Source organism: Candidatus Accumulibacter sp. ACC003 (assembly GCF_907163085.1).
GTDB lineage: Bacteria > Pseudomonadota > Gammaproteobacteria > Burkholderiales > Rhodocyclaceae > Accumulibacter.
Map to the genome: position 1 here is coordinate 182,018 of NZ_CAJQTX010000009.1, position 23,658 is coordinate 205,675.

Here is a 23,658-nt window from a genome sequence, read left to right on the forward strand (position 1 = left end):
GCCCATACCGGCTTTTCTTCTTTTCGCGGGAGGAGCCGAGAATGCACATCCATGTAGCCCATCCGCATGGCGAGGCCAAGTTCTGGCTACAACCCAGCCTGGCGCTTGCCAACCACACAGGGCTGTCCGGGCGGGAATTGGCCGGCGCCGAGCGTGTCGTCGCCCGCCACCTTGAGGAGGTCATCGATGCCTGGCACACGCACTTTGGCGGTTGAAGTCACCCACGTCTCGAAGAACGGGTTTTGGCTGCTTCTCGGCGACGAAGAGCTTCTCTTGCCGTTCTCCGAGTTCCCCTGGTTCCGACAGGCCACCATCGAGCAACTAACCACCGTCGAATGGCCAAGCCCGGACCACCTGTATTGGCCACTGCTGGATGTGGATCTGTCCGCCGAGTCCATCCGGCACCCGGAGAATTTTCCGCTCGTTTCGGCGAGTTCGGCTAGCCCTTCGCTCCAGCGGGACGCGCCGCAAGCGGTGCGTCCTTGAGCTGACTACAAGTGCTTCCCCGATGACCAGGCCACTTAGACTCGAAGTCGTGGGCACTTTTTATCAGAGGCAAATGGAAAGACGTGACCCCCAAGTGCGGATGACCCCGAAGTGTGCGGAGGAACAGCAACGCCGACAAGGCCTGCTTCTGCGTTGGCGCTGCGACGTTTCCCTCGACTGCCAGATGCGTGAGAAACGCCTCCACGTCGGCAGCACCCATATCCCGCGGGTGACGCTTCTGGTGGAAGAGAATGTCCTGCTTGGCGCAGTGGACATAATGGCTCTCAGTTCGTATGCTGTGTTGCTTGAGGCGGGTGCGATCTCGAAGTTGGTCGAGGAGCCCAGGTTCAGAAGGTGCGTTTTGCGAGCCATTAGGGGCGTTCATGTCTGACACCCCTATGCAAATCAGCGACTTACGCCTGCCGGACAGGATTATACACCTGCACGCGCCGAGATATACACCGAAATCGGTGTCGACTAAACGTTGGGCCTCAAACCCCATGACATCGCCGTCCCGTCAGCGCCGACTTTCTATCATTTCCGCTGCAGGTGTGTTGGACTGCGGTACTTCGTGTTTACTCTAAGGAAGACAGCACATGAAATCGCCAAAACTGCTTCGGACTGAAATTCATGCGCTGCGTGGGCGCGTCGAGGAAATTCGCGACCTACTCGTCCGCAAGGTGCAGAACACCAATGAACCGGCCTGGGGCATCGGCAAGGACTGTGCACGGGCGGCCGAGTTACTCAGTTCGTTGCTCACCAACCAGGTCGTTCCTGAAAACTATCGCGTCGCAGTCGTCGGCCGGTTCAAAGCAGGAAAGTCTTCATTCGTGAACGAGCTGCTTGGCGCGCGACTCGCAGGCGAGGATACGAGCCCTGAGACGGCGGCGGTCACCACGTTCCGTCACGGAAACTCCGTAAAGGCAACGATCAGGTTTGTGGGGCGGGAGTCGTGGGACGCCATCAAGAGTCTCCACAAGGAAGATGCAAAGCACGTTGATGCCCATCGTGTGAAGATGTGGGAGAGCTTCATCGATAAGCCCCGCAAGAACAGTGACGGAAAGATCATCGAGGTGTTCGATCTTCCTGGGCTTGAAAAGACCTATGTGAAGCCAGACGGGCACAGCATTGAAATCCTGCTTGGAAAGACGGATGACAAGACGGCAGAAAATGCATTCCGCAAAAAGTTGAAAGAGTTCACTTCGGGGACGCGACCACTGCACTGCCTAGTCGAACGCATTGAAATAGCATCGCCTGCGCCGATTCTCGATGAAGGTGTTTTGCTCATCGACACCCCCGGTCTGGACGACACAGAACGATTCCGTGTCAGCCTCACTGAAAAGGCCGTCGAGAATGTCGATGCCGTTTTATTTCTCACCAAGTCGGGCGTGGCCTATGGACAGTCAGAAAAGGATTTTCTTCTTACGCTGCTCCGAAAGGGTACGGTAAAACAACTCATTTTCGTAATCACGCAGGTCGATCAAACCTACGATCAGCATCTCAGAAATGCGGAGTCCAACGACGAAGACCCGGAATCCATCGCGTCGCGCATCAGGCACGAAGAGCAACGGATTCGCGATGAAATCGAGAAAACGCTGAACGAATTGAGTGGTGAGGATTCCCCTGCGATGCGCCGCTATCGCGAGCAACTCGGGGTCGTCGGGCTGGCATTCACCTCCGCAGCCAATCATCGTGACTCAAAGGCAGGGAAACATATCGAGCACCGAATCCACGATGATGATCCGGGCGGAATAGAACAGATGAAGAAGCAACTGCTTCACCTCCTGTCCACCGAATCACGCTTGGCCCTTGTCGCCCACAACATTGCCGGCGGCACAAAATCCGCGCTGGAAGAACTTCTTACGATTGTTGCGAACCGCCGAGCGGCGTTGCGTGATATCAAGGACGGGGAGGTGGCTGAACAAAAGCTTGCCACCTTTCGAGTCGAGTTTGAATCTGCTCGGGAGCGATTTCAAATTGCAGCCGTCGAGCAGGTCGCCGTCCTCAAGCAGAATCTCGATGCGCGCCGGAAGCAAAACAATCACATTATCGAAACGATAGGGCTACTGGCAGAAAGAGAACTCGACAGCTTTCAGTTGAACGACGTCGGCAAACACTGGCGGACGCGGAGATCAGGTAGCTGGGGATACATGTACGACCTCCAATCGCGCGTAGCCAACCGGATATTCCCCAAAGTCCAGCAAATTCTCTCGGAAATGACGGAGCAATTTGCAACATTCGTCGGCCTCTTTGAGAAACACCTGGCGGCCTTGTCACACACCAGCGAAGATATTGCGAGCAATCTCGACCTTGGAGCAAACCTTCCTTTCGATTTGACCAAGATACTCATGGGGTCTTTGGAAAAATCCCTCAAAGCGGCAAACGATCTCATCACGGACGAGGAACAGCGCATAGTCTCATTCCTCGACGACTTTGTTTCGGAAGAGGTAGAGAACAAAATCTCGGCCGCACGCGAGAGTGTTTCCGACATCTTCGGTCGTGGCACGACCTACCAGCAATCTCAGGAGGTGCGGGCTTTCTACACCGAGGTCAAGCGCCTTCTTCAAGAGGCTCTTACCGCCCACCTGGCTGTGCGTAGCGGGGCGTTTGGTGACTTTCTAATGGTGGAGGCTGAAGGTGTTCCGCGAAACGCTCTCGGCGAAGTCCAGGCTACCCTTGCTAACGCCGAGCAAGATATTCGCGCAGCAGCAACAGCAAAGATCGGTGGGCAAAGGGAAGCATTCGAGCAGGAAAGCAATTTGCTGTCTGCCGAACTGGTCAAGGTTGTCGATTCCTGCGCTCCACTTCTCAGTGAAATCGCTGAGCCTGTTGCCATTTCGGTACAGCCGAACCTCTCACTGCCAACGAGTTCATCGCCCGTGCAATCTGTCGAAGAGGTTGAGGCGTCAAGCGGTGATTGGTTTGACGAAATCCAAAACCGTGCCACGGAAACACTTAACCGGCTTCGCTTGACTGATGGCGACAGCGGTTGGCCGATGGAAAAGATTTTTGCCCCAGCACTTCTTGGCGGGTCCTTGCGCATTGCATTGATCGATCCGTATCTTGCGGCACCTCACCAAATCCGTAATCTGAAAGAGTTTCTGCTGGTAGCTGCCGAGGTTGCACGACCCAAAGAAATTCTCGTACTGACGTCAGGTACGTGGAGTGAAGGAACAACAACAAACGTCCGGATCATGACGGAGGTCGGCGATGATCTTTTCAGGAACTTTGGAACTACCCTGACAATCAAGGTCGATCCGACTATCCACGATCGCTGCGTCGTGTGTGATCATGGTGTTCTAGTCAAACTCGGTCGCGGGCTGGATATTTACAAGCCGGCCACGGGATTGGCGTCACACCGGCCTGCCAGTCGTCGCGTCCGCCGGACGGAAATCGACGTGTTCTCCATTCCAGGGTTTGTAAGCAGGAGCAAGCAATGAGCGTGGCTTCGTTTGGCCACTCTTATTGCTGGGTCTTTGCCGCCTGCGGCCCAACCCGGCAGTCCACACGGACGCTGCGCGATAAAGCCGCGCAGCGCCGGTGACTTCTACGTTGGGCACCATAGGAGAGCTAACGGTGAGCCAAGTTTGCAGGAAATGCGGGTACGAACGCCAGTCATCCGATACTACACCGAAGGCCGAGTGCCCAAAATGCGGGGCCATCTACGCGAAAGTCGATGAACACCTTGAACGACAGAAGGCAGAGGCTGCGAAACGGCAGGAAGCTGAGGAGCAACGTCAGCAGCAGTTGCAGGCCAAACTTGACGAGACAAAGCAACGCGAGCGGCTCCAAAAGCAAGTCATAGTAAAGACCTACAAAGGGAGCCAAGCAAAGGCGATGGAGTTATTTCAAAGTGATGCTGCAAAGATGGCGGCAGAGGGGTACTTTCCCACGTCGCAGAGTTGGGCGCCCGGCGCGTACGGTTGTGGGTCATTCCTGGGAGCCCTTTTGCTTTGCGTGGTTTTGGTAGGCTTCCTGATCTTCATCTACATGCACCTTGTAAAGCCGGATGGCACTCTAACCGTCTCATACCAGCGTTCCGAGGCTGCGGTAGCAAGCAACTCGGTGCCATCTGCCGAGAAGACCTGCCCCAAGTGTGCAGAACAAGTAAAGGCCGCTGCGCAAGTTTGTAGGTTCTGCGGACACAACTTCACGTAGTGGACTGTGGTTGAATGGCGCCCAACCATTCGCTAGAATAAAAGAGAGAACAAAAAGGAGAACAAAAAGGGGCCAGGCTCGATTTAACTGGAAGAACCTGCTTTCCTCAACGACCTACTCCGTCGCCCCCGCATTCAGCTCCCAGGCTTTCCCCTGCACGTCGTTCAGCGGGGACATAAGCGCGACGCCTGCTTCTTCGCTGGGGAAGACTAGCTCGCCTACCGCGAATGGCTGGGCGAGGCGTGCCAAGCCACCGGCTGCGCGCTGCACGCCTACGTCCAGATGACCAAGCACGTGCACGGCTTGCTGTCTCCGCCGGAATCCGAGGCTATCCCCCGGCTGATGATTTCGCTGGGCCGGCGCTACGTGCAGTACATCAACAAGTCGTACCGTCGCACTGGCACCTTGTCGGACAGCCGCTACAAGTCTTCTCTGGTGCAGGCCGATTTCTATCTACTCCTTTGTCAGCGCTCTATCAAACTCAATGCCGTGCGCGCAGCGATGGTCGATGACCCGGCGCACTATCGCTGGCGTAGTTATCGAACGAACGGACGGGGGCAGAGTGACTCATTGCTGACTCCGCATGCGGTGTATTCCAGTCTGGGCGCAAACGAGGCTGACCGGCTGGTGAACTATCGGTCCTTGTTCCGCTTGGAACTGGATACCGAGGCAATCAGCGACATCCGCATGGCCTTGGATTAGCGACAGCCGCTCGGGGATGCTCGGTTTATCGACAGCAGCGAACGGGCCACTGGACAGCGGCGCGAAATTCGCCCGCGGGGTCGGCCGCAGAAGGCAATGCTTGAAGAAACGGGGCCACAGGACCAGAAGTCGCTTGATATGTGAGCCTGGTTCCTTTTTTGCTTTTCACGAATTGGAGCTTCCCCGCGGTGTCGCGATGCTTCCCGGATGCGTCGGGATGCTTCCCCGGGGCGTCACGATGCTTCCCTGATGCGTCGGGACGTGTCCACGAGGCGTCACGATGCTTCCCCGAGGCGTCGTGATGCTTCCACGCGGCGTCACGATGCTTCCACGCGGTGTCACGATGCATCCCTGATGCGTCGGGATGCCTCCCCGATGCCTGCGGCCGCCTCCCTGGCCATCCAGTGGCCGATTCGGCAGGAGAGATTGCCGGCACGGATCAAGCTGTGCGCATTTTCAGCGGGCCCGGTGGCCGCTGCGCGCACGCGCCACGAAACGTGTTGACAATTTTGGCGGCCCGGTCCTATTCTCTTCTCCGAGGGTAATCCACTCCTCGGCAACTTCATCTTCCGGGAGGAAAAATGGCAAAGAACGAGAATGTTCGTCTGCAGGCAGAAATCCTCCAGGCAGATGAAAGAACCTTTCTGGCGGTCAAGGCGATTACCGATTACGGCCCGGCCAACCCGGCCTACAGTTTCGCCACCCTGGCCGCCAAGAACGAGGCCCTGCACGCCGCCCAGGAAGCCGAACTGCGCGCCCAGAACGCCTTCAACGCCGCTCGCGACGCCTGCGTTGCCATCCAGTGGGAGCATCACAATCTCATTCTCGGCGTCAAAGACCAGGTCATCGCCCAATTCGGCCCCAGTTCCGACCAGGTCGCCTCGCTGGGCCTGAAGAAAAAATCCGAGCGCAAGTCACCGGCCCGCGCCAGCAAACCTGCCGCGTAGATCGGCGCCTGTGATTTGGCACGCGTTCAGGATGGCCGAACACAGGGGAGGCGGGGAACAGGCGGAAACAGCGGACGCACCACGGATTTCCGGAGCCAGGATCGCATTAACGACGTCCAAAACTCGGTTCTAAACGGTGATCTGTCCCCGAATCTCCGCCGAATCTCCGAACCGTGGTCTGTCCCCGAATCTCACCCGAATCTCACGAATCTCACGCCCGAATCTCACGTCGAAGCCTTGGTCGCCGCGATCAAACGCTGGTCGCCGACGATGGACGGCCCGATCGACGGCATCCAGCGTTCGACCAGCGCTCGTCGAAGGCCTGGCGCCCGGGTCGGCAAAGGGAGGCGCCACCAGCCTTTCGCTGTCACCGACGGCCGCCAGGCTCTGTTAGCTAGGGTCACGCACGCGGGCTCAGGTTTCCCCCCGTGCCTTGGGCAAAAGTCAAGAGCCCACGCCGCTGGCGTGCACTGGCAGCGATTGATCGTCATGAAACGTCGGCAGGCTACAATAGCGAGGCGCCCTGGCGAGTTGTCGCGTGTTGCCAATTCCTACGCGCGATCGTCGGCCTGCAGCGAATCTGGCCTCGCAGCGGCACAGTCACCAGCGAGCTGATCATTACTCCCCCGCGGTGACTGCCTTCTAGCGTTTTCGGCGGGCTTCGCCGCCGTTTTTTTTTTGGAGATTGCCATGTCGTCATGGGGCTGTCCGCATGAAGTGAAGGGACTATGCACCAAGGTGAACGACCTTGTTTGTAACCCCGGCATGAAAGGCTGCGAACTGGCGGGTCGCTACGTTTTCACCAGCAGCGAGGACAAGAACAAGCGACTGCGGGAAAAACAGGCGCGAGCGGCAAACGAGCCGCCGGCGAAATAGCTCGCAGCCGTCGTGCGTTTCGACAGGAACCCGCGGTCTGTCCCATGATTTGCTGGACGCCGCGCCCTGACGACCGATCGCGATGCCAATTCGGTGAGCGGGGAGGAATTACGCATGTTTAAGCGTTCCTGGTTCTGGGATCGCCTGGCAAAGCGCTACGCAGGGATGCCAATTCCCGATCAGGCATCCTATGAGGCCAAGCTGGAAAAGACCCGGACCTTCCTGCGGCCGGACAGCCGGGTGCTGGAATTCGGGTGCGGCACGGCTTCGACTGCCATCCTGCACGCTCCACATGTGGCGCTAATCCATGCCATTGACTATTCGCCGCGGATGCTCGAAATCGCCCGCGCAAAGGCCACTGCCGCCGGGGTCAGCAACCTGAGCTTCGCACAGGCGACGCTGGCCGAGTTGGACAGTCCGCCAGATAGTTGGGACGTCATCCTCGGCATGAGCATCCTCCACCTGTTGCCGGATCGGCTGCAGACCCTCGCCCGCGTGCATGAATTGCTCAAACCGGGTGGGCTATTCATCTCGAGCACCATCTGCATCGGCGATGCCGCGTGGCAGATGCGGGTGTTGGCGCCGCTGTTGCGCGCACTGCCGCTGTTGCCCAGCATAGCGTCGCTAAGCCTTGGCCAGTTGAAGGGCGAGCTGGTGCGTGCCGGATTCAAGATCGAGGAGTGCTGGCGTCCGGGCGCCAACAAGGCAGCGTTGATCGTGGCGAGAAAGCGGGTGAGATGAAACCGCGGTCTGTGCCCTGATTTCCACTGTCGATCTCTTTGTGAGCAATGCGGGCCTGTTGGAAGTGACCCCGGTACACCGCAACGCCAAGCTACCAAAGCTCAACCTGGCGCAGCGCCAGATTCCGATTCGCGTCCGCCTCGACGAAGGCCTGCGCCACGACCTCGACGCCGTACACCAGCTGCGCGTGCCGGCAAGCAAGGGCGCGGTGCCGCTCGACACCGTCGCCGACATCCGCATGGGCAGCGGCCCGGCGCAAATCGACCGCCTCGACCGCCAGCGCAACGTCAGCATCGACGTCGAGCTCGGCCGCCGTCGGGCGACGCCGAGCGCATGGCCGAACTGTTCGGCAGCTTTGGCTCGGCGATGCTGATCGGCGTGCTCTTCATCTACGTCGTGCTGGTGCGGCTCTTCCACGACTTCCTGCAACTGGCGACGATCCTCGCCGCGCTGCCGCTGTCGGTCGGCGGCGCCTTCTTCGCCCTGCTGGTCACCGACAACAGCTTCTCGATGCCGTCGGTGATCGGCCTCTTGATGCTGATGGGAATCGTCACCAAGAACTCGATCCTGCTCGTCGAGTACGCCGTGATGGCCCGCCGCGAGCACGGCATGGCGCGCTACGAAGCGCTGATCGACGCCTGCCACAAACGCGCCAAACCGATCCTGATGACCACCATCGCGATGGTCGCCGGGATGACGCCGATCGCACTGGGGCTCGGCGCCGAGCCAAGTTTCCGCTCGCCGATGGCGATCGCGGTGATTGGTGGGCTGCTGACTTCTACCGTCTTAAGCCTGCTGGTGATTCCGGTGGTGTTTATTTATGTGGATGATTTATTGTTGCTCAAGCGGCTTGCTGGAAGGCTGCATCGGGGAAATCATGGGGTGGGCACGGCGGGGTCGTGAATCGGACGAGGCGATAGCCACCGCCTTCGTGAGTAGCGGCTACAACGTGAGGGACATCGGCAATTACCTCGGATTACACTATTCTCGCGCCAGCAAAATAGGGCAGCACGGGGGTCAAGGACGAAAACGCATTACGGAAGCAGGACCGGCGCCAGACCTCCGCGACAGACGCGACCGATCGCCCCGACTGGAGCACCCTGGTACTCCGCTACACCGCCAAGGGGAGCCGCCAAGTCCTCCGGTTTTTCAAGCCTTCACCACTGCGCGTGGCAGGCGCTCTATGAGGCCCAGCTGCAGCCATTATTTGTTGGCATACCCATGAAGCAAGCGCAGACCCTTGACTCCCCAGAGCGTCGTCGGATAGCCTATTCGTCACTGCGCTCTGGCCCAAGAGAGAATCTTGATGCGTGATCAATCGATACGGGTTCTGCATGTCGTGCACAGTCTGGCTGTTGGCGGCCTCGAAAATGGCGTTGTCAATCTTGTCAACGGCTTGCCGCTCTCGCGTTTCGAACAGGCTGTTTGCTGCCTTGACCTCCGCGGCGACATGTCCGCACGCATTGTGCGCGAGACTTGTATTTGGGACCTCTTTCGGCGCAGACACGACTTGACGGTTCCCGTCAAACTGGCCAGGATCGTGCGGGAATGGCGGCCTCATTTAGTTCATTGCCGAAATTGGAATACCTGGCTCGACACTGTCATCGCCTGCGCATTGTCCGGTATCGGCCCCTCGCTGGTTTGGAGCTTTCACGGCTTCGCCGACATGGGAAAATTCCCGCTGCGCAGGAGGTTTGCGTCGCGGATCCTGGCAAGGCGATCCGATCGACTGCTCGCTGTGTGCCGCAATACTGCAGATCAATATGCCGGGTTGACGGGCATTTCCCCGGCACGTTTCGAAATACTCCACAACGGCGTCGACTGTGATCGATTTCGACCGACCGCCGATCGCCATGCCCTGCGGCGGGAGCTGCAGCTTCCTGAGCACGAGTTAATTGTCGCCACTGTAGCGAACCTGACCATCATAAAAAACCACGCATCGCTCCTTCGCGCGGCAAGCCGGATATGCAGCGGCAGCGACCGCCAAGTGCGCTTCCTCTTCTTCGGCGATGGTCCGGAACGGGCGCGCTTGCTGGCGCTAAGCCGAGAACTTGGAATCGCTGAACGGATCATCCTCTACGGTACCACCCAGCAGATCGACAAGTACCTTCCCGCCGTAGACCTGTTTGTTCTGCCAAGCAGGAACGAGGGCTTAAGCAACGCGATTCTCGAAGCTATGGCCTGTGGAGTTCCGGTTGTCGCCACCGAGGTAGGCGGCAATTCCGACCTGGTCAGCGTCGGCAGGACTGGCTACCTTTGCCCGCCGGATGATGTGAACAGTTTGGCTGGCGCAATGGATTCGCTGCTTTCGGATGAGAGCATGCGCTCGTCGATGGGCTACAATTCCCGACAGGATGCGCTCGCTCGATTCTCGCTGTCCACGATGCTCGCAAGGTACGGCGATTTTTATGAAAGCTGCATTCCTCGCAAGGCTGCTGCGACACCGACTGCAGGCGGCCATTGACCTACCGGGCAGACAGACACGACAGGAGAAAGAAAATGACCATGCGATCAGCTTCATTGAATTTCTACTTCAAACATATCAAGCCACATGCCAAATCACCCGCCGTCTCGTCAACTATCGGGCTCTTGAAGTGGGTCGACCGAGAGTGCTTGTCGTTGAAGTATTCACTCGCCCAGTCGTTTCCAGCGCTCGTAGCGCCGGCGCTTTCGAACGTCAACATAGCCTTGATATCGAACTGCAGCCTCCGCTGCAAGGCATGCCTCTACGGGAGGTCGTTCTTGCCCGGCCACCGCATCAACGTCGAAACGGTCATGGCGACGCTAGATGACTTGGCTGAGTTGCGTATTCCGAAGGTGCACCTCTATGGTGGTGAGCCGCTACTGTATCCGGAGATCACGCGCTTGATTTCGTATGCTCGAGACCGAGGTATATTTCCAAGCCTGGGAACCAACGCGATCTTGCTGGACGACGATGCTGCTGACGAGCTGTATCGAAGCGGATTAAGGGCAATTAACGTAGGAGTGTACGGGGTAGGCAGCGACTACGACGACTATGTCGGTAAAGCAGGCAGTTTTGCGAAGCTGGAGCGCAACCTCACCTCCCTCCGAAGCCGCTACCCGGACGTGTCCCTGACATTTGCTTGGCTGATAATGAAGCCGACCTGTAGTCTGGATGCGGTCGCCAAAATTTGGGATTTCAGCAAAAAACTCGACGTGTCCTTCGGTCCAATACTCATCCAGTATGACTTTCCGTACTTTTCTGAGGGTGATCACGGCGAACTCCAACTTCTCGAAGAGGACAGGAGCACGCTCGAGGCGATGTCCCGCCGACTCATTCAACTGAAAAATCTTGAACCTGAACGAATATCCATATCGTTGGAGGGTCTGGCGGCGATTCCGGACTGGATTATCAAGAAGGGCGCCAACGACATTCCCTGCTACATGGAAGATAACGTCTGGATTCTCCCCAATGGCGACGTGCATGTCTGCCCGAAACATCCGGCCATCGGCAACATCAACCAGACCCGCTTCAAGTCCGTGGTGCATACCAAAGCACATGAGCGAGAGGTTCGTGACTGCCTGGCCTTGAACTGTCCAAATTGCCACGTTCGCTACGACACGCGGACGACTCTCCACTCACGCAGCAGACGTCACTACGCAGAGTTGGCACGCTCGCTGGACGTGCCAGAATTAAAGAAGAATTAGAATCAAAAGGACCAGGCCAAAAAAGGCGATTACAACAATGCCATCAAGGTGGCCAACTAAATGGCGTTGGCGCAGTGTAAGGCCAGAGACTGGCGAGGCGACGTCGAAGCAACGGTATTGGGTGACGAACTGGTCGGAGTACGACCGTTCGCTGGTCAGCCGGGGCACCCTGACGATCTGGCTGGACGACGCCAGCATCAATGACAACTGGACACCGGCGCCGCCGGTCGGTCGGTCGGTCGAGGCAAGCCTGGGCTGTACTCGGAGACGCCCATTCAGACCTGTCTGACGACCAGGGCCCTGTTCCAGTCCGTCGAGATCACCAACGAGTGGCGAATCGCGGAGTCGTGATCAATTGGCGCTGTACGACCATGCACCGGGAGATTTCAATGAAAGTGATGATTCGGCTGTTCGCTCTTCTTGCCGCACTCGCCCTGGTCATTCCCGGCAGCCACGCGCAAACACTTGTCGGCGCGCAGGCGCAGAGGTCCCCGCAGGCCGACGCCTTTCTGGCCTACGAGAAAGCATTGCTGGCCGGCGGCCTCGACGCTGCGCGTCCGTACATGACCCCGGCCAAGGTGGACGACTTGCAGGGCATGGCGAAGGCCTTCGGCGACGACGGTTTCAAGCAGTTTCTCGACAGGATGCGCAGCGGTGCGCAGGGTGAAGCGCGTCGCAAGCAGATCGAGAAAGTCGAGGTCAGCGGCGACTACGCGGTGCTGGAGGCGCGCGACGATCCGCACACCGTCACCGTCCAGCATCTGGCCAAGACGGCCGACGGCTGGAAGGTCAGCGTTCGGCGCTGAAGTAGCGAGAGCAGCCACGGGAACAAGACGATCGGATAGGCGATGGCGTTAACCCCGTCGCCCTCTCACACCAGCATGGCTGCGATCCCGCAGACGGCGGCTCATTGAACCTGCAGGAAGCGTCGCTGAGTGGCCAGCGGCCAAGCCAAGCGCAATTCCTTAAGAAGCGTTTGGAATAGGCGGCGGTCATTACGGCTTGCACCGACGCTCCCACCAAGGGCCAGGTTCCTTGCTTGCCGCCTGCCCTGCGCGCCTCCCGCCTGATCCATCCGCCTACTGACCCGTGACCCCATCCGCCTGCGCGCCACGGCATGGGACGCGCAGCAGATCGCGGCTACGGGCCCGGCAGCGGGCGTTTGCGGGCGTCGCCGCGGCGCCGATGGCCGGCTTGCTGGACTCCATGAGTTCATGTTCTACTGGCGCTCGGACCGATCCGCAGTACTGCGCTACCCCGGTCCATGCCGACGACGCGAACGAACAAGACCGCGCAAACCGTGCTCCCCCTGGGGCCGTCTGCGGACCACGGTGCTGTCGGGCAACTCGCTTTCGTCACGGCATTCTTGATCACAATTTCTCGGGCGCAGTCCTTGACTGCCGACCGCTTTATTCTGCGTGACCACCTTTTGGAAGAATACACTGTGAATTTCACTTCAAATACCGCTGTTACCCCCTTATCTGTCAATACCGCGGAGTTGAATGCCGCGATCAATCTGCGACTTGCTCTTCTCGAATTACCGCTCGCTGCCGGGGCTGATGGGGCGTCGATTACGGAGCTCGTGTCACCCATTCTGGCTCGCCAGCGGGAATTGAGCCGCCGACTTTCCGACAAACTTTGCCCTGTGGACACGCGCATTCAGAATTTTCTGAAAGATTATCTGGCGGATGTTGGTCGGGCACCTCGCTTGCCGGGTAAAACGCTCGTGCTCGACCAATCCGGCCTGGCGCGCGGCGTTTCGCTGCCGGCCAATGGTGACCTTTTCAAATCGCCGCTGCTCAGCAGCTATCGTCTGCGCAATGGCGTTCTCCACAATCCCGCCAGCGATCGACGCACCACAGCGGGGGTTTTTCACATCGCCGAGGGCGGCTTGCCGATTCCCGACGACAAGCTGGCCGTGCCGAAGCTGGCTTTTTCCAAGTTGCTGGCCCTGGCACTTAATCCTCCGCCCGAGTCAATGCAGCTACCGTTCACGGCGGCTGAGAGCGCCCCCGCCAGGTGCTTCGTTTCGCTGCTCCTGCGGCCCCTGGTGGTGCCTGCCGTCCCAGGTTTTACAACCGAGAAGCGGATGGAAACCCGCTTTTTCGTTCCCGGGGCTCTGGTCGCCAATCTCGATTTTGTCGAAAGTATTTTTGGCAACGCCGGCGACCCCTATTTGCCCGAGAATGATTCCTCGCTCGACCCCGATAGCTGGACCGGCCACACCGGTTGCGTGATTCTCGCGCCGCATCTGACGCATGTACCCAAGCACCTCCTCGGTCTCCCACACTGGGATGCGGCGACAGCGCTGCAACGGCGTGATGGCATGTGCTACAAGAGTGAAGCCGAGCTGTATAACGGCGGTAGTGCATTCAAGTTGTGCGCGCGCGACGAGCGTGGCGTGGTGGTGACCATCATCGCAGACAACTATTTCGGTTACTGCAAGAAAGAGGTGAAAACGCAGATCAGCTATTCGGCGAACCTGTTTGGCTCTGCCGAAGAAGAGCATTCCGGTGGCGCGCTGGTGTTTCCGAGCTATAACGAAGGCCAGGAGTACACCGATCTGACGGCTGGTGATGACTATTCGCTGAAAGAGGTGCTGGCTCGCGATCCCGAGCGCTTTGCCGTGCAACCGGCAGGGCATGCGCTTGATCGCCTGCAGCCGAAAGTCGTTCTGGTGCCAGCGAAATCCACTTTCAGTTTGCGATCACAGACCGTCTCGTGGCCAACCGTTGATGGCCATACGTCGTCAATCAAATTGCAGGCCGGCAAGACCTATATGGGCCCCAACGGCTACCGCATGCAAATGGAGTCATTGAGTGCCGATCATCGTCAGTGGAACCTCGTCGGTACCTCGGCCGAAGTGACGGCCTGCCACAAGCCGGCGACCGTCTCCGGCGGCGGCAAATCGGAGATATCCAAGGCCATTTCGGACGCCATACTTGTCGGCCATGTTTATGTCGCCGACCTCGAAAAGGACATGGACGCGGTTGCAACCATTCTGGCGCGTGATTTCTCGGAGCGCTATAGCGATCAGGAAAAGAACGGCGTTGATAACCGCCTCCTACTAAGCAGTGATCGTTCGATTGGTAGCGTTATCAAGCTGCTGACGCCGTCGATCCGCGATTATAGCCAAGCGTACAACACCTGGCTGAGCGCTATTCCGCAACACGTCAAGGAACTTGTCTTCGTCGTCAAGCGCTTTCACCGACAGGAATGGGGCGATAGCTGGCGGAGTCATTACTCGGTCGATCTGATCAACGGCCGTCCAGGGAATTCGCTGAAGCTTGACGGCAGCACGCTGATCGTCAATACCCTGCGCGTTGGTTTCGAGAAAGATGGCGCCTGGCGCGTTTTTGGCTTGCGTCATGACTTCCACCCTGCCGGCAAAGTACAGACCGAGGACGACATCACGGCCAGCGTGGTCGCACCCGCCAGCGCGATTGGCGGCGAGGCGGGGGCGCTGTCACAGAAGTTCGTGCAAAACTGCGAGCGCCGCCTGTTTCAAAGGCCCGACGACGCCATCCATCGCGGCTATGATCGGCAGGCTGAACTCGACCTGGCGACACCGGGGACCTTTATATCCAACTTCCAGCCGCTTGACGGAGCGGACGCGCGCGAGCTGGTTGATGATGCTATCGGATTCAGTGAATTTACAGCACCGATGCAGGAACTGATCGAGGCCGCTGCCAATGCGCCGGAGGGATCGTCACCCGCCTATTTCGTATCCTCGGCGCATCCGCGTCTGGTCGACGGCAAACCTTCGAAGAACCCGCGCTACCTGCAGCTACGCTCCGATATCGCGCGCCCGGATGATACGGCAATTGCCAACCTGGCGATGAGTTTGTTCCGCAGGCAGTCAACTGCCGAGCCGCTTATCACGCCGGTGCACGTGGTCGCCGCCGGTCGCCGCAACAACCCTCCCGAGGACGGCATCCGGGCACTATGCCCCTACAATCCCTTGCACTACATGGAACTGCCCGAGCTCTTTATCGAATTCATCAGTTCGATGACCGGCAAGTCACCCTCGACAACAGGAGCGGGTTCAGAGGGCGCGTTGACCAAAGGGCCGTTCAATGCATTGCCAGCCATTATCGACCTGAACGCTGCCCTGGTGTCTTTCGCACTCACCGGTTACGACGGCTGGGTTTCCTCTGCCGGTTACGTCGGGCCCAATGTGCGCGTCGATCATGACGTCAGTTTGCTGGTGCCCGAGGTATTCGCACGTATGAGCCCGAGTGAACGCGATGCGAAAAATCTGCTTGCCCGGGGCGCCCTTGAACGCGTTGTCGATTTCGAGCACCGTGGTCAGCCGGTTCTCGCCAGCCGCCTCGGTTATCGGATGACAGCCCGTTTGGCGAGCACCTACTTTGGCCGGATATTTCTGCATCCGCATGCCGTGTTCACCGATGAAATGCTGCGCCCCGAGCTGCAGGACATGGACATCTTTGCCGATGGTGTGGCGAATATCGTCGCGACACACCAGCGAGTTGCCGAAAGTTATTTCACCGATGGCACCATTTCTTTGGCCTGCCCGCCCTTGCAGGCCTTGCTGGAAATCATGGCACACGGACAGACAGCGGATGGCCATGGACTGGAGTCACCGCAAGTCCGTTCGCTGTTTTCTCGCGAAAGCGTACTCGCCAGTGATTGGTACGCGGCGCGCCTGGATGCCAAGCAAGGCAGTGACGAGAGGCGCTTGACGCATGCTGTGGCCTCGCTATACGACTTCCTTGATCGCACCGAGAATACCGAGGTTGCTACTCGCCTGGGGCTTTCGGCGCGACGTGCTCAGACCCAGGGCGAACGCGTTCGCGTCGGCTCGCCGGAGTATCGTGCCGGCCTGGTCGGGACCATCGGCCGACAACCCTTATAAAGGCTGTCCTGATTGGCAACGCACCTCGCCTCGCCGCCAAATTCCACCGCCATTTGTTGCCGCAAGATTTCTGCGGATCGACGCCGCCACTAACATGCCAAGAAGAGTATCGCCGGAACGTGGGCCGAGCTCTTTCATCAAAATAAAAAAAGGAGTACTCCTCTTGAGAAATCGAGTTGCTTTCGGCCTGGCAATTTTCGCCACTGCAATTTGTGCGCACGCGACAAAACCTGCAACGCAGCCAAAATGGGAGACCTACTCATGCGACTACGAAAATTTCAGCACGAACCTGTCGCTGTCGGGGAGATGCCAGATGCAGGCGACCGAGATAAATGGCAACTTTGCCTACATCCTCACCTGGCCCTCAGGCAACAAGGTCACAGTCGAGTACCTGAAATCACAAAGTGGCAACCACACCTGGAAATTGAATGGTGAGCCGGCAGCCGCCGTTGAAATCAACAGGGAACATTTGCGCGGCTTCTCCCTCGATCTCAATCAGATAATCGAGTGGCAAGACAAGCCGTAAGCCGGGAGAAGCCTGACGATTCGTTCAGGCCGACCCGGCATCGGGGCATCGGCGACATGTCTGCGCTACGTCCAAAAACACTTGCTTTTGTGGCGGCACCTAAACACTATTCCTTAAGCGGCACAATTTACTTTCAAGATCGGGAGCCAAACATGACTGAGCGAAATGGGCACTGCCTCTGCGGAGCTGTTAGTTTTCATCTTGCAGCTGAGCCAATCACCACCCGTGTTTGTTGGTGCCGGGATTGCCAGCACCTGGCTGCCAACGGTACCGTCAATGCATTGGTGGCAACAGACGCACTCGAAATCTCGGGTGAGCTAAGTGAATTCACAAGCACCGCAGACAGTGGCAACAAAATCAGCCGACGATTCTGTCCCCGATGTGGTTCGCACCTCTTTGGCAATTCGTCTGCGCGCCCGCAGTTCACCGTCATTCGTGCCGGCAATTTCGATGATCCCTCGTCAGTGCGTCCGGTGATGAATACCTGGGCGAGTAGTGCGCCACAGTGGGCATGCCTTGATGCAGCCGTCGAACGCCTGGAGAAACAAGCTTCCATAGCACCGCCCCCGGCATCTGCTGCGGCTGCTTCATGAACGCTTGCTGTTTGTCCGTTCGCTTACTCGAGCTCAACGAACAAGCCCGGACGATTGGCGCGGCGCCGGCCGGGCACCGCCATGAACCCCTGCAGGCACGGCAAAGCAACGACCAGGGGCTATCGACCTCGACGAGACAGCCAATCGCCCCCGTGCCGTGCCGGCTGCCGAGGCTCAGTAGTCGACTGCCGGCCCCGACCACGCCTCCTGCCGCGGTCGCGCCCGGGCGATGGCTTGCGCGGCTGAACACCAGCCGTCGCAGCCGTTGCGCCCCGGTCGGCCGCGGAGCAGGTTGAGCAAGCCCTTGCAGCGGGCGTAGAAGCGGAAGAAGCGCAGGACGAATGCTTTTTGCGCCGCCGTCGGCGGCTGCGCAGAGCACACCAGTTTGTCGTCTACCATGCCGCGATCGGTTTGCGTCACCGCGCCCCAGGCCTTGACGCGTATGCGCGTACCGACGGGCAGTCGCGGCCCGAGAACCAGGGCATCGAGCAGATCGCCTTCCAGCCCAAGATAGTTCGGAACCGAGCCGTAGTTGAACGGACATGGAAAAGGCGAAATGAAGTCGATGCGACCGATCGAGCCGCGTTTCAGAAAGCTGCCACGCGGCACCTCGATGACCACCTCGAGTTCGGGCGCTTCGGCGGCGGCGTGCACTGATGGGGTGTTGGCATCGCTCATCAAGCGATCCTAACCCAGGACGCCGTCAAGGGGGCGCGCCAGGCAATCGTCGTGCGAAGTGGGCGAATCTTGCGAAACACGTACCAGGTGCGCAGCGTGCAGGCTCCCGAGGTGGCTAGCTTTGGCTGCGTACAGCGCGTCGCCTTTGCCATCGGGCATCGCTACAATGCGAGACACTGAAGCTTTCGAGGCGCACCGCGGCACGCTCCTCGGACTCCTGCTCCGCCTTCGCCGGTCGCACTCATGCATCGTTTCGTATACATCCTGCTGGCGGCATTGACCGCCGCCTGGGTCAGCAGCCAGCCGCTGACCGTACTCTTCACCGCCTCAGCCGAGCGCCCCTGGGCGTGGTATCTGGCGCTGCTGCACGGCAGCGGCTATCTGTCGGCGACGATGATGTCGGTGACCATGCTCCTGGCGCTGCGCGGGCCACGGCTGGAAGCGCTGCTCGGCGGTCTCGACCGGCTGTACCGGGTGCACCGGCAGGTGGCGCTGCTCGCTGTCGGCCTGGCTGCTACCCACTACGCGATCAAGCTCGGCGCCAAGGAGCTGCGCCGCAGCGGCGTCCTCGAAAAACCCGAAAACGCCAAGAGTCTGTCGCTGCCGCTTTTCGACTCCTGGCACCCGCTGGCCAAGGACTTCGGCGAATGGGGCCTGTATGTGGTGCTCGCGCTGGTCGCGGTGGCCTTGCTGCAGCGAATTCCCTACCGGCAGTTTGCGCGCCTCCACCGACTGATGCCGATCGTCTTCCTGATGGTCGCCGCGCACGCGCTGGTATTCATGCCAAGGGCGTTCTGGGCCGGCGTCGCCGGACCCCTGGCGGTGCTGCTGATGACCGGCGGCGCGGTCGCCGCCGTTCTCTCGCTCGCCGGCTGGCTAGGCGCACGCCGCCGCACGCAAGGCGAGATTACCGAAGTCCGCCCGATCGGCCTGGGCGTCCTCGAAGTGCATGGACGACTGGACAAGGGCTGGAAAGGCCACCACAGCGGCCAGTTCGCGCTGGTCACCTTCGACACCCGCGAGGGCGCGCACCCATTTACCATCGCCTCGGCCTGGCTTGGCGACGGCCACGTCAGGTTCGGCATCAAGAGTCTGGGCGACTACACGCGCCGCTTGCCGAGCCGACTGCAGGTCGGCGACCCGCTGATCGTCGAAGGCCCCTACGGCCGCTTCGACTTCGTCGCCGCGCAGCGACGCCAGATGTGGATCGCCGGCGGCATCGGCCTGACGCCCTTTGTCGCACGTCTCGAAGCGCTCGCCGCAGAGCGCAGCAGCCAGCCGTCGGTGGCCGCGGCAGACCCGGTAGACCTGTTCTACTGCACGCGCCAGGCCGATCCCGAGATCGTCGCCCGTCTGGCCGCCGTCGCGGACACCGCCGGCGTTCGCCTGCACGTGCTCGACAGCAGTCGCGGCAAAAGCCTCAGCGTCGAGCAGCTGATCGCCGACGTACCGGCGTGGGCCGAAGCCAGCGTCTGGTTCTGCGGTCCGACGCGTTTTGGCATCGCCATGCGTGACGGGCTGAGCGCTCACGGCCTCACCGCGGACGCCTTCCACCAGGAAGCCTTCGAGTTTCGCTGAACCGCCGAAGCGTCAGCGCGGCCGTTCGCCACAGCCAGCTTTCTCCTCCTGACCGGCGACCCGATACGCTCGAGCTCGCCAGCGGCACGAGTCTGAGCGACTTGTCAGCGTGTCGCCCTGGCCGCTATATGACGGCCATGCCTGCCGCAAAGACGAGCCGAGATGTGCGAAGTCGAGCAAGGGCCGGCGGCGGCGCTGCGTGCCGGGGAATTCTGGCTGGTCTTCGGGGCCTGCCTGGAAAAGCTGCCCGGCAAGCAGGCACGAGTCGACAACAGCTGCCGCTCGCCAACGATTACACGAATGTAATGCGGGCGTCAGCCTGCTGTGCGAGCACATTCTGCAGAATGCGCCACCAGACTTCTCCTGCCCGTTCACCAAACCTCCCGGATCAGAAAGCTGCCATGAAACCATTTCGACTCCTCCTCGCGCTTGTCGTCGTCGCGGCCGCCCAGGCGTTCGCCCAGGACGCCCCGCCGCGCGTCGAGGTTTTCAAGAGCGCCTCGTGCAGTTGCTGTGGCGGCTGGGTCGAGCATCTGCGCGACAACGGTTTCGCGGTCAGCACCCACGACATCGAAGACGTGTCGGCCAAGCGCGCGAAGCTCGGCATGCCCGAGAAATTTGGCTCGTGCCATACGGCGACGGTCAAGGGCTACGTCATCGAGGGTCACGTGCCGGCCGCCGATATCAAGCGCTTGCTCAAGGAGAAGCCGCAGGCCCTCGGGCTCGCGGTGCCCGGGATGCCGGCCAGCTCGCCCGGGATGGGCGGCAGCCCGGTGCCCTACGACAGCTTGCTGGTCGACAGCAAGGGTTCGAGCCGCGTTTTTGCCAAGCATTGAAGGGCAGCAGTCGATGAATAGCCGCACTTTCCGAGCGCTGCCATGACTGCTGTGCGCTGGCCACTGCGGCTGGCTGCTTGCCTGGTCGGCGTGCTGCTGAGCCTGCCTGGACTGGCCGCTCCTGTGCAGGCGCAGGAAGGCAGCCTGGCGTTCTGGCTGAAACAGGCGTGGCTGCGCAATCCACAGGCGAAGTCGCTGGACTCCCGCGACAGCGAAGCACACGCGGCACAGGAGCTCGCTGCCGGTCTGACGCCCGAGCCGGGGTCGCTCAGCGTCGGCGCGCTCAACGACCAGCTGAACAGCAATCGCGGCAAACGCGAGGTCGCAATCGAGCTGAACACCTACCTGTGGCTGCCGGGACAGAAGGCGGCGCGCCAAGCCGAGGCCGAGAGCCGTCTTGATGAAGTAGGCGCCAGGCGCGCCGCGCTGCGCCTCGAGCTCGCCGGCGAGTTGCGCGAGGCGTGGTGGACGCTGGCCGCCGCGCGCAATACCGTCGGCCTGGCAGCGCGGCGCCTGCAGACCGCGCGCGCCCTGGCCAGCGAAGTGCAGCGTCGCTACCAGGCCGGCGATCTGTCGCGGATCGACGCCAATCTGGCACAAATGGAAACGCAGGCCGCCGAAGCCGAGTCGATCGACGCCGACAGCGCGCTGCTGCAGGCCGAGCACGCCTTTCGCGCACTCACCGGGGCACCGGCGCCGTCGTCGATCAGCGCCGAACAGCCGGCGACGCCAGATGCTGCTGGCGCGAGTCGCTTGTTGCCGGCGACGCACCCACAACTGAGCGCTGCCGCGGCCGCCTCGCGTAGCGCCCGCGCCAAGGTCAAGGTCGCCGAAGAGTCGCGCCGCGCCGCGCCGGAAGTAAGCTTGATCGCCCTTCGCGAGCGCGCCGACTTCAGCGAATCGTATTCGGACAGCGTCGGTATCCGACTGAAAATCCCCTTTTCTTCGGGTGCTCTGGTGCGCCGCGAAAGCTCGGCGGCGCAGGCCGAGGCCGACTACAGCGACGCTGAAATGCAGCGTGTCGAGAACCGCATCGAGCTCGACGCCGCGCGCGCCCGACAAGCCTTGCACGCCGCCGAACGGCAGTACGCGCTCGCCGAACAGCGGCGCACGCTGAGCGCCGACAGCCTGCGCCTGGCCGAAAAGAGCTTTGCCCTGGGCGAAGCCGACCTGGCGACGCTGCTGCGAATCCGCGCCGCCTCCTACGACGCCGACACTTTCCTCGGTCGCCAGCGGATCGCCCGCGCGGCGGCCATTTCGCGCCTCAATCAGACCCTGGGAGTGCTGCCGTGAGAGTGCTGTCATGAAGCCGCTTCTGGCCACCGCCTTGCTGGTGATCGCCGTTTCGGCCTTTGGCCACGGCGGCGAAGATCACGGCGCGCCGCCACCAGCGCTCAGCCAGAGCGTCGCGCCACGGGCGAGCGCCGCCACCGCCGACTTCGAAGTCGTTGCCGCGCTCGAAGAACAGAAACTGCTGATCTACGTCGATCGCTTCGCCAGCAATGAGCCGGTGAGCGCTGCCAAGGTCGAGGTCGCGGGTGACCTGGCCGCTGTGCAGGGCGTCGCCAGCGAAACCTCACCCGGCACCTACGTCATTGCCCTCGCCGCCGAGCTTCCGGCGGCCAGACATCCGCTGACGATCAGCATCGAGACCAGCGACAACGCCGATCTGCTGTCGCTACTGCTCGATACGTCGCAGCCGGCCAGTAGCGCGGCGGCGCACAGCCACGACTGGAGCGAGTGGACGGTATGGCTGCTGGCTGCCGCGCTGCTGCTCGCCGGCGCCGCCCTGCTCGTTCTCCGGCGCCGCCGCCAACACCGATGATCTCCGCGAGGCTACCGACCATGAACTTCCGCCGCATTCTCGCTGCCACGACGCTGGCCTGCCTGGCCAGTACAGCGCTGGCGCACGGCGACGAGGATCACAGCCAGGAAGCCGCCAAAGCAGCGCCGGCCAGCGCGGCAAAGGCAGGCGCCACGGCGAGCGTGCGCCACAGCACGTCGCCGCAGCGCCTGCCCGACGGCAGCCTGTTCGTTCCCAAGCCGCTGCAGCGCCAGATCGGCGTGCGCAGCCAACAGGTCGTCATCGGTCCGCTGTCGGCGACGATCGAACTCAACGGCCAGGTCATCGCCGACCCGGAGACCGGCGGTCGCGTGCAGGCGACCTTCGCCGGCAGTATCGAAGCCGGTCCCAAAGGCATGCCCTTCGCCGGCCGAAAAGTCACCCGGGGCGAGATCGTGGCCTACCTGCGCCCGGTCAGCAGCGCCATCGAACGCGGCAACCAGAAAGAACAACAAGCCGAGTTGGCGGGACAGTTGGCGATTGCCGACGCGCGCGTACGCCGGCTCGATGAGCTCGAAGGCGCGGTGGCGCACAAGGAAATCGAAGCGGCGCGCATCGAACGCAGCGCTCTGCGCAAACGCCTGGCCGCGACCAGCGCCAGCATCGATCGCGCCGAGCCTTTGCGCGCACCGGTCACGGGCGTCATCAGCGCCAGCCGTCTGGTCGCCGGTCAGGTCGTCGATGCCAGGGAAGTCCTCTTCGAGATCATCGACCCGTCACGCCTGGCGGTCGAGGCGCTGGCCTACCAGGCGGGCATCGGCGCGACGCTGATTTCGGCGAGCGCGCTGTCCGAGCAAGGAGCGCTGGAACTCGCTTTCGTCGGTGGCGGCCGACAGATGCGCGAACAGGCGCTGCCGCTGCTGTTCCGGATCGTCACGCCGAATTCGCTGGTCGCCGTCGGGCAACCGCTCAAGGTGATCGTTCGCACCGCGCACGAGATCAAGGGCGCCGCTGTGCCGCGTTCGGCGCTGACCCGCATCGGTGCCGGCGAGAGCGCGGTCTGGGTGCATACCGACGCCGAACGCTTTGTCGCCCGCCGCGTGCAGCCGCAGTCGCTCGACGCCAACAGCGTGGCGATTGTCGACGGCCTGCACGACGGCGATCGCGTCGTCGTCGAGGGCGCCGGCCTGTTATCGCAGGTCCGCTGAG

At 60.9% G+C, this 23,658-nt stretch carries 22 protein-coding genes and 3 pseudogenes; 22 read left to right on the top strand and 3 right to left on the bottom strand.

What is annotated here, in order from left to right; translation table 11 throughout:
• Positions 1-41: 41 nt before the first annotated feature.
• Both QZ656_RS19270 and QZ656_RS19275 read left to right on the top strand, forming a co-directional pair.
• On the top strand, positions 42-215 hold the full coding sequence (locus QZ656_RS19270; protein WP_291994906.1) for a DUF4160 domain-containing protein: 174 nt from the start codon (positions 42-44) through the stop codon (positions 213-215).
• Complete coding sequence (locus QZ656_RS19275) at positions 187-486, top strand: DUF2442 domain-containing protein (protein WP_291994907.1); 300 nt, start codon at positions 187-189, stop codon at positions 484-486. Before QZ656_RS19270 ends, QZ656_RS19275 begins: the two co-directional genes overlap by 29 nt.
• A gap of 118 nt (positions 487-604) precedes the next feature.
• Here the strand turns inward: QZ656_RS19275 and QZ656_RS19280 are convergent.
• Positions 605-871, bottom strand: a pseudogene (locus QZ656_RS19280) (site-specific integrase); the annotation flags it as partial.
• Between the two features lie 211 nt (positions 872-1,082).
• On the opposite strand from QZ656_RS19280, the gene QZ656_RS19285 reads away from it, so the two are divergent.
• The 14 genes and pseudogenes from QZ656_RS19285 to QZ656_RS19350 all read left to right on the top strand — a co-directional run bounded on the left by QZ656_RS19285 (position 1,083) and on the right by QZ656_RS19350 (position 17,574).
• Positions 1,083-3,926, top strand: a complete 2,844-nt coding sequence (locus QZ656_RS19285; RefSeq protein ID WP_291994908.1) for a dynamin family protein — start codon at positions 1,083-1,085, stop codon at positions 3,924-3,926.
• A 136-nt stretch (positions 3,927-4,062) separates the two neighbouring features.
• Positions 4,063-4,644, top strand: a complete 582-nt coding sequence (locus QZ656_RS19290) for a zinc ribbon domain-containing protein (protein ID WP_291994909.1) — start codon at positions 4,063-4,065, stop codon at positions 4,642-4,644.
• 231 nt (positions 4,645-4,875) lie between these two features.
• Positions 4,876-5,346 carry a transposase gene (locus QZ656_RS19295; protein WP_291995258.1) on the top strand — a complete coding sequence of 157 codons (471 nt, stop codon included), beginning with the start codon at positions 4,876-4,878 and terminating at the stop codon, positions 5,344-5,346.
• Between the two features lie 581 nt (positions 5,347-5,927).
• The gene (locus QZ656_RS19300; RefSeq protein ID WP_291994910.1) at positions 5,928-6,293 is read left to right on the top strand and encodes a hypothetical protein; all 366 of its coding nucleotides are present in this window, start codon (positions 5,928-5,930) and stop codon (positions 6,291-6,293) included.
• A gap of 690 nt (positions 6,294-6,983) precedes the next feature.
• The gene (locus QZ656_RS19305; RefSeq protein WP_291994911.1) at positions 6,984-7,169 is read left to right on the top strand and encodes a hypothetical protein; all 186 of its coding nucleotides are present in this window, start codon (positions 6,984-6,986) and stop codon (positions 7,167-7,169) included.
• 93 nt (positions 7,170-7,262) lie between these two features.
• Entirely contained in the window at positions 7,263-7,910 is a 648-nt protein-coding gene (locus QZ656_RS19310; protein WP_291994912.1) for a class I SAM-dependent methyltransferase, read from the top strand.
• A gap of 91 nt (positions 7,911-8,001) precedes the next feature.
• Positions 8,002-8,813, top strand: a pseudogene (locus tag QZ656_RS19315) (efflux RND transporter permease subunit); the annotation flags it as partial.
• 403 nt (positions 8,814-9,216) lie between these two features.
• Complete coding sequence (locus QZ656_RS19320; protein ID WP_291994913.1) at positions 9,217-10,374, top strand: glycosyltransferase; 1,158 nt, start codon at positions 9,217-9,219, stop codon at positions 10,372-10,374.
• 35 nt (positions 10,375-10,409) lie between these two features.
• Positions 10,410-11,579 (top strand): radical SAM protein, encoded by a 1,170-nt coding sequence (locus QZ656_RS19325; protein WP_291994914.1) that lies wholly within the window; start codon positions 10,410-10,412, stop codon positions 11,577-11,579.
• Between the two features lie 37 nt (positions 11,580-11,616).
• A pseudogene (locus QZ656_RS19330) lies at positions 11,617-11,937 on the top strand (transposase); the annotation flags it as partial.
• A gap of 31 nt (positions 11,938-11,968) precedes the next feature.
• Positions 11,969-12,385 (top strand): hypothetical protein, encoded by a 417-nt coding sequence (locus tag QZ656_RS19335; RefSeq protein ID WP_291995285.1) that lies wholly within the window; start codon positions 11,969-11,971, stop codon positions 12,383-12,385.
• A 638-nt stretch (positions 12,386-13,023) separates the two neighbouring features.
• Positions 13,024-16,455 carry a hypothetical protein gene (locus tag QZ656_RS19340; protein WP_291995259.1) on the top strand — a complete coding sequence of 1,144 codons (3,432 nt, stop codon included), beginning with the start codon at positions 13,024-13,026 and terminating at the stop codon, positions 16,453-16,455.
• Between the two features lie 163 nt (positions 16,456-16,618).
• The gene (locus QZ656_RS19345) at positions 16,619-16,981 is read left to right on the top strand and encodes a hypothetical protein (protein WP_291994915.1); all 363 of its coding nucleotides are present in this window, start codon (positions 16,619-16,621) and stop codon (positions 16,979-16,981) included.
• A 152-nt stretch (positions 16,982-17,133) separates the two neighbouring features.
• The gene (locus QZ656_RS19350) at positions 17,134-17,574 is read left to right on the top strand and encodes a GFA family protein (RefSeq protein WP_291995260.1); all 441 of its coding nucleotides are present in this window, start codon (positions 17,134-17,136) and stop codon (positions 17,572-17,574) included.
• Positions 17,575-17,748: 174 nt separating this feature from the next.
• On the opposite strand, the gene QZ656_RS19355 is transcribed toward QZ656_RS19350, so the two are convergent.
• Together QZ656_RS19355 and QZ656_RS19360 are read right to left on the bottom strand one after the other, a co-directional pair.
• The gene (locus QZ656_RS19355) at positions 17,749-18,252 is read right to left on the bottom strand and encodes an inorganic diphosphatase (RefSeq protein ID WP_291994916.1); all 504 of its coding nucleotides are present in this window, start codon (positions 18,250-18,252) and stop codon (positions 17,749-17,751) included.
• A 9-nt stretch (positions 18,253-18,261) separates the two neighbouring features.
• Complete coding sequence (locus QZ656_RS19360; protein WP_291994917.1) at positions 18,262-18,429, bottom strand: hypothetical protein; 168 nt, start codon at positions 18,427-18,429, stop codon at positions 18,262-18,264.
• A 66-nt stretch (positions 18,430-18,495) separates the two neighbouring features.
• Here QZ656_RS19360 and QZ656_RS19365 point away from each other — a divergent pair, with 66 nt between their 5' ends.
• The 6 genes from QZ656_RS19365 (at position 18,496) to QZ656_RS19390 (ending at position 23,657) form a co-directional block, all read left to right on the top strand.
• Positions 18,496-19,830: a ferric reductase-like transmembrane domain-containing protein gene (locus tag QZ656_RS19365; RefSeq protein ID WP_291994918.1), complete on the top strand. Its 1,335-nt coding sequence runs from the start codon at positions 18,496-18,498 to the stop codon at positions 19,828-19,830.
• 162 nt (positions 19,831-19,992) lie between these two features.
• Positions 19,993-20,136, top strand: coding sequence for a hypothetical protein (locus tag QZ656_RS19370; RefSeq protein ID WP_291994919.1), 144 nt, complete (start codon positions 19,993-19,995; stop codon positions 20,134-20,136).
• Positions 20,137-20,231: 95 nt separating this feature from the next.
• Positions 20,232-20,666: a DUF411 domain-containing protein gene (locus QZ656_RS19375; RefSeq protein ID WP_291994920.1), complete on the top strand. Its 435-nt coding sequence runs from the start codon at positions 20,232-20,234 to the stop codon at positions 20,664-20,666.
• Between the two features lie 42 nt (positions 20,667-20,708).
• Entirely contained in the window at positions 20,709-21,959 is a 1,251-nt protein-coding gene (locus tag QZ656_RS19380; RefSeq protein WP_291994921.1) for a TolC family protein, read from the top strand.
• 10 nt (positions 21,960-21,969) lie between these two features.
• Positions 21,970-22,491: an LPXTG cell wall anchor domain-containing protein gene (locus QZ656_RS19385; protein ID WP_291994922.1), complete on the top strand. Its 522-nt coding sequence runs from the start codon at positions 21,970-21,972 to the stop codon at positions 22,489-22,491.
• Positions 22,492-22,511: 20 nt separating this feature from the next.
• Positions 22,512-23,657: an HlyD family efflux transporter periplasmic adaptor subunit gene (locus QZ656_RS19390; RefSeq protein WP_291994923.1), complete on the top strand. Its 1,146-nt coding sequence runs from the start codon at positions 22,512-22,514 to the stop codon at positions 23,655-23,657.
• Position 23,658 lies beyond the last annotated feature (1 nt).

What these genes read in the sequence shown, in the direction of transcription:
- QZ656_RS19270 (WP_291994906.1), top strand. Translation starts at nt 42, where the DNA reads ATGCACATCCATGTAGCCCATCCGCATGGCGAGGCCAAGTTCTGGCTA.
- QZ656_RS19275 (WP_291994907.1), top strand. Translation starts at nt 187, where the DNA reads ATGCCTGGCACACGCACTTTGGCGGTTGAAGTCACCCACGTCTCGAAG.
- QZ656_RS19285 (WP_291994908.1), top strand. Translation starts at nt 1,083, where the DNA reads ATGAAATCGCCAAAACTGCTTCGGACTGAAATTCATGCGCTGCGTGGG.
- QZ656_RS19300 (WP_291994910.1), top strand. Translation starts at nt 5,928, where the DNA reads ATGGCAAAGAACGAGAATGTTCGTCTGCAGGCAGAAATCCTCCAGGCA.
- QZ656_RS19305 (WP_291994911.1), top strand. Translation starts at nt 6,984, where the DNA reads ATGTCGTCATGGGGCTGTCCGCATGAAGTGAAGGGACTATGCACCAAG.
- QZ656_RS19320 (WP_291994913.1), top strand. Translation starts at nt 9,217, where the DNA reads ATGCGTGATCAATCGATACGGGTTCTGCATGTCGTGCACAGTCTGGCT.
- QZ656_RS19325 (WP_291994914.1), top strand. Translation starts at nt 10,410, where the DNA reads ATGACCATGCGATCAGCTTCATTGAATTTCTACTTCAAACATATCAAG.
- QZ656_RS19335 (WP_291995285.1), top strand. Translation starts at nt 11,969, where the DNA reads ATGAAAGTGATGATTCGGCTGTTCGCTCTTCTTGCCGCACTCGCCCTG.
- QZ656_RS19350 (WP_291995260.1), top strand. Translation starts at nt 17,134, where the DNA reads ATGACTGAGCGAAATGGGCACTGCCTCTGCGGAGCTGTTAGTTTTCAT.
- QZ656_RS19355 (WP_291994916.1), bottom strand. Translation starts at nt 18,252, where the DNA reads ATGAGCGATGCCAACACCCCATCAGTGCACGCCGCCGCCGAAGCGCCC.
- QZ656_RS19365 (WP_291994918.1), top strand. Translation starts at nt 18,496, where the DNA reads ATGCATCGTTTCGTATACATCCTGCTGGCGGCATTGACCGCCGCCTGG.
- QZ656_RS19370 (WP_291994919.1), top strand. Translation starts at nt 19,993, where the DNA reads ATGTGCGAAGTCGAGCAAGGGCCGGCGGCGGCGCTGCGTGCCGGGGAA.
- QZ656_RS19375 (WP_291994920.1), top strand. Translation starts at nt 20,232, where the DNA reads ATGAAACCATTTCGACTCCTCCTCGCGCTTGTCGTCGTCGCGGCCGCC.
- QZ656_RS19380 (WP_291994921.1), top strand. Translation starts at nt 20,709, where the DNA reads ATGACTGCTGTGCGCTGGCCACTGCGGCTGGCTGCTTGCCTGGTCGGC.
- QZ656_RS19385 (WP_291994922.1), top strand. Translation starts at nt 21,970, where the DNA reads ATGAAGCCGCTTCTGGCCACCGCCTTGCTGGTGATCGCCGTTTCGGCC.
- QZ656_RS19390 (WP_291994923.1), top strand. Translation starts at nt 22,512, where the DNA reads ATGAACTTCCGCCGCATTCTCGCTGCCACGACGCTGGCCTGCCTGGCC.